Source organism: Streptomyces sp. NPDC059443, from assembly GCF_042750105.1.
GTDB lineage: Bacteria > Actinomycetota > Actinomycetes > Streptomycetales > Streptomycetaceae > Streptomyces.
Genome location: NZ_JBHYVM010000026.1, coordinates 86447 through 90764 on the forward strand (window position 1 = coordinate 86447; position 4318 = coordinate 90764).

General features: G+C 74.4%; 5 protein-coding genes. 2 read left to right on the forward strand and 3 right to left on the reverse strand.

The window, feature by feature from the left end; translation table 11 throughout:
• Positions 1 to 116: 116 nt before the first annotated feature.
• Positions 117 to 938 (reverse strand): hypothetical protein, encoded by an 822-nt coding sequence (locus tag ACFXDJ_RS24130; protein ID WP_384850256.1) that lies wholly within the window; start codon positions 936 to 938, stop codon positions 117 to 119.
• Between the two features lie 4 nt (positions 939 to 942).
• Positions 943 to 1542, reverse strand: coding sequence for a papain-like cysteine protease family protein (locus tag ACFXDJ_RS24135; RefSeq protein WP_384663596.1), 600 nt, complete (start codon positions 1540 to 1542; stop codon positions 943 to 945).
• Positions 1543 to 1781: 239 nt separating this feature from the next.
• Between ACFXDJ_RS24135 and ACFXDJ_RS24140 the strand changes: the two genes are divergently transcribed.
• Positions 1782 to 2774, forward strand: a complete 993-nt coding sequence (locus ACFXDJ_RS24140; protein WP_384663594.1) for a hypothetical protein — start codon at positions 1782 to 1784, stop codon at positions 2772 to 2774.
• A 40-nt stretch (positions 2775 to 2814) separates the two neighbouring features.
• On the opposite strand, the gene ACFXDJ_RS24145 is transcribed toward ACFXDJ_RS24140, so the two are convergent.
• Entirely contained in the window at positions 2815 to 3246 is a 432-nt protein-coding gene (locus tag ACFXDJ_RS24145) for a Rieske (2Fe-2S) protein (RefSeq protein ID WP_384663593.1), read from the reverse strand.
• 98 nt (positions 3247 to 3344) lie between these two features.
• Between ACFXDJ_RS24145 and ACFXDJ_RS24150 the strand changes: the two genes are divergently transcribed.
• Positions 3345 to 4217 (forward strand): carbohydrate kinase, encoded by an 873-nt coding sequence (locus tag ACFXDJ_RS24150; RefSeq protein WP_384663591.1) that lies wholly within the window; start codon positions 3345 to 3347, stop codon positions 4215 to 4217.
• The last annotated feature ends 101 nt before the right edge of the window (positions 4218 to 4318 follow it).

Sequence of the window (4318 nt, forward strand, 5' to 3'; positions counted from 1 at the left end):
CAGAGTGGGTGTGCGAGTCGTCGGCGGGGGGGGGGGGGCGTGTGGTGGTTGTCGCGGGGTGTGTGGTGCGGGGCGGCCGGGGGGCGCGCGCGCGCGGCGCCGGGCCCCCCGGGTGGCTACGCCCGCACCACCCGCTGCCGCCGGGAGCGCCGCACGGCCACCGCGCCGGCCGCACCCAGCGCCAGCGCCACGGCTCCGGCGGCCGCCGGCACCCCGACGGAACCCGGTCCGGCGGCGGACCCGGATGCCGGCTCGGACGCGGAGCCGGCGGTGGCTTCCGTGGGGGCGAAGCCACCGGCCTTCCCCGACTTGGCGTAGGCGGAGCCGGGGAGCTTGTCCCCGTACGCCTTCACGACCCGGGTCCGGTACGCGGCGAGGCTGGTCCCCTGCGCGCCGACGGCCCGTACCGCGTCCTCGTCCAGCGGCAGCACCCGATCGCCCTGGGCCACGTACCACGCGTCGATCTGCGGCTCGCGGAACACCGTGCCGCCCGGAAGTTTCGCCGCGCCGAGCTGCGCGTAGCGGAACTCGTCGTCACCGGTGGCGATGTTCACCACCTGCCAGCCCGCCTCCGTCTTCGCGGTCCACAGCGCGGCCGCCTGGCCGTCCGAGGAGACCGCCTTGCTGGCGAGGAACTCCAGCCGGGCCACGCCCGCGCCCGCCTTCCCCGCGACGAAGTCCGGCGACAGGTAGTTCACCGCGATCGCCTCGCCCTCGATGCGGGGCTGCGCCGCGGCCAGGGTGACCTTGCCCTCCCGGGAGAAGAACCGGGACAGGGTGGCGAGCGTGTCCGGGGCCGCGGCCGCCCGCTCGGCGGCGGCCCGGTTCTCGGCGGTGGCGCTCTGGGGCTGCGGCACGGGCGCCGCGACGGCCCTGGCGGGGGCCAGGGCGAGTGCTGCGGTCGCGAGGACGACCGCGGCGGCGAGGCGAGGGTTCATGAGGTCACGCCCCGATCCGATAGAGCGAGTGGGTCCAGGAGAAGGTGCTGTTGTCCACGTACCAGGCGTGGGAGGCCCAGTTGTAGCGGTCGCTGGAGGGCCACGGGTCGCCCCAGTACACCCAGCTGTTGGCGGTGTCGTAGCCGTAGATGACGTGCATGTGCCCGCCGCCGTTGGACCACTGGATACGGGTCTCGACCGGGCGGTTGGCGTTGATCTCCGTCTGCACGGTGGAGTAGCGCAGCCAGCCGGTGACGTACGAGCCGGGGTTGATTCCGGCCCAGTCCAAGGCGTTCTGGACGTTGTCGAGCGAGGCCTGGCTGTTGGGGCAGTCGTAGCCCTGCTGGCGGTTGAAGGCGGCGTTGCAGAACTGGTTCTGCGTGTAGGTGCGGCCGAACCAGGTGGCGATGGTGTTGCCGCTCGCGGCCCAGCACCAGTTGGTCTTCTGCTGGGCCTGCATGGTGATGTTCAGGCGGTTGTACGAGAGAACGGTGCTCTCGGCACCCGTTCCGGCATCGGCGGCGGTGGCGGTACCGGTGGGCAGGGCGAAGAGCAGGGCGGTGATGAAGGCGGCCAGGGAAAGCCGCCGGTTTCGGTTGCGCATCGCGTTCCTCCCGAGGTGGGGAGTGGGGGTGGAGGAGCGCGTCCGGACGCTGTGGAGGAGCATCGGGGTGTTGTCGGGAACAGGTCAACACGCTTCAATACGGCGTGACATCGCGGTGTGAACGGTGGGGCCAGAGTGTGAACGTCCGCCCCCACCCCACCTGGACGCACCCGGACCTCGGACGTCATCCGCGGGACCGCCCGCACCCCGCTTGCGTGAACGTTCACAGGAGGCCCGTCATGCGGTCGAGCGCGGACAGCAGACTCCCGGAGAGACACTCGGAAGGGCTCTCGGACGGCAATCTCCCGGAAGACCCCCCGGAGTTACCGCACCTGCTGCGCACCGGCCCCTTCCACCTCGCGCTGCGCGCCGCCCTCACCGCCCGCGGGCTCCCCCTGCACCGGGTCCAGCACCGGCTCGCCGCCCGCGGCATCAAGCTCGGCGTGACCAGCCTCAGTTACTGGCAGCAGGGCGCCCGGCGGCCGCGCCGCGCCGAGTCCCTGAAGGCCGTACGGGCCCTGGAGCAGATCCTCGAACTGCCCGAAGGCACCCTGCTGCGGCTGCTGGCCGCGCCGGAGCCCGCCGCCCCCGAGACGGCCCGGCCGCCGGCGCGCTCGTACCGGGCACTGTTCAGCATGGGAGCGGTCGTGGAGGCGCTGCTGGCCGGCATGGAACTGCCCGCCGACGGCGGCCTGCACACCGTCGGCCACCACGAGCGGGTCCGGATCGGGCCCGCCGGGCAACTGCTGGGCCGCGAATCGCAGCACGTCGTACGGGCCCACCGCGACGGGGTCGACCGGTACGTCGCCGTCCACCACGGGGACCCCGGCTGCGACCCGGCCCGCGTCCGGGTCCATGCCCACGAGAACTGCCGGACCGGGCGGATCCGGTGCCGCCCCGAGGCCGGGGTGGTCGTCGCCGAGCTGCTCTTCGACGCCCGGCTGAGCGCAGGGGACACGTACGTCTTCGGCTACGGCTTCGAGGACGGAACCGGCGGCCGCAGCACCGAGTACGTACGCGGCTTCAGCTACACCGGCGGGCAGTACGTGCTCCAGGTCCGCTTCGACGAGGCCGCGCTGCCGGTGCGCTGCCGCCGTTTCACCCGCAGCGGTCCGGGCGCCCCGCGCGGGCACCTCGCCGACCTGGCCCCGAGCGGACCGCACCGGGCCGTGCACCTGGTGGAACAGGCGGTGCGGCGGGGGATCCTGGGGATCGCCTGGGACTGGGAGTAAACCGCCCAGCGGACCGCCGGGCGGACCGCCCGGCGGCCGCTCAGCCCGCGACGAGCTTGCCGTTCTCCGCCTTCACCGGGACCTCCGGCAGCGGGTCGGTGGCCGGGCCCTGGATGACCTTGCCGGTGGTCACGTCGAAACGGCTGCCGTGGCAGGGGCAGGTGCCCTCACCCTTGACGATCTTGTCCAGGACGCAGCCCGCGTGCGTGCACTGCGCGCTGAAGGCCTTGTACTGGCCCGCCTCCTGGCAGCTGACGATCAGCTTCTTCTCCCGGAACAGCTTGGCGCCGCCCACCGGGACCTCGGTCGCGGCCCCCAGTTCCACCGGCTCCGCCGGGACCGCGGGGCTGCCGTGGCCGCTGTTGGTCTCGGTGGAGCAGGCCGCGAGCGTCGTTCCGGCGCCGACGGCCCCTGCGAGCGCGGCCGCGCCCTTGAGGACGGTACGACGGGCTGCGGACTGCGACGCGGGCATGCGGTTCTCCTGAAGTGTGCGATCGGCCGGGCAGGCACGGGCCCACCCGACGATACCGCCGCCACCGCCGCGCACTCCGATGGGATACCTTCCCCCGCGTGATCGTCGTCGGTGGAGAAGCCCTGATCGACCTGGTGCCCGTCGCGGAGCCGCCGGGCGCCCTGCTGCCCCGGCCGGGCGGCGGACCGTACAACACCGCGCTCGCGCTGGGCCGGCTCGGCGCGGAGGCCGCCTTCTGCTCCCGGGTCTCGACGGACGGCTTCGGCGCCTCCCTGCTCGCCGGGCTGCGGGCGGCCGGCGTGGACCTGTCCCTGGTCCAGCGGGGGCCCGAGCCGACCACCCTGGCCGTGCCCTCGCTGGCCCCGGACGGCTCGGCGGCGTACGGCTTCTACGTGGAGGGCACCGCCGACCGGCTGTTCCGGCTGCCGCCCGCGCTCCCGGAGGGCGTACGGGCCCTCGCGCTCGGCACCTGCTCCCTGGCTCTGGAGCCCGGGGCGAGCGCCTACGAGGCCCTGCTGCGCCGGGAGTCCGGGCGCGGGCTGCTCACCCTGCTCGACCCCAACATTCGGCCGGCGCTGATCGCGGAGCCGGACGCGTACCGCGAGCGCTTCCTGTCCTGGCTCCCGTACGTCTCGGTGCTGAAGCTGTCGGAGGAGGACGCCGCTTGGCTGGGCGGCCGGGTCCGGGACTGGCTGGTGGCGGGACCCTCGGCGGTGGTGCTCACCCGGGGGGCCGGGGGGCTGACGGTGTGGAACCGGGAGGGAGCGGAGCACTCGGTGCCCGCCCGCCGGGTCGAGGTGGTGGACACCATCGGCGCGGGCGACACCGTGAACGCGGCCCTGCTGCACCGGCTTTCGGGTAGCCGGGGCGCTCCGGTGGACTGGCCCGGCGTCCTCTCCTACGCCGCCCACGCGGCCGCCCTGACCTGCACCCGAGCGGGCGCGGAGCCCCCGTACGCGGCGGAGCTCTGACCCTTCGGCGCGAGGGTCCCGGCCCTGGTCCTCAAACGCCGGACGGGCTGGAAAATCCAGCCCCGCCGGCGGTTGTGGCGGGGGGGGGGGGGGGGGGACGC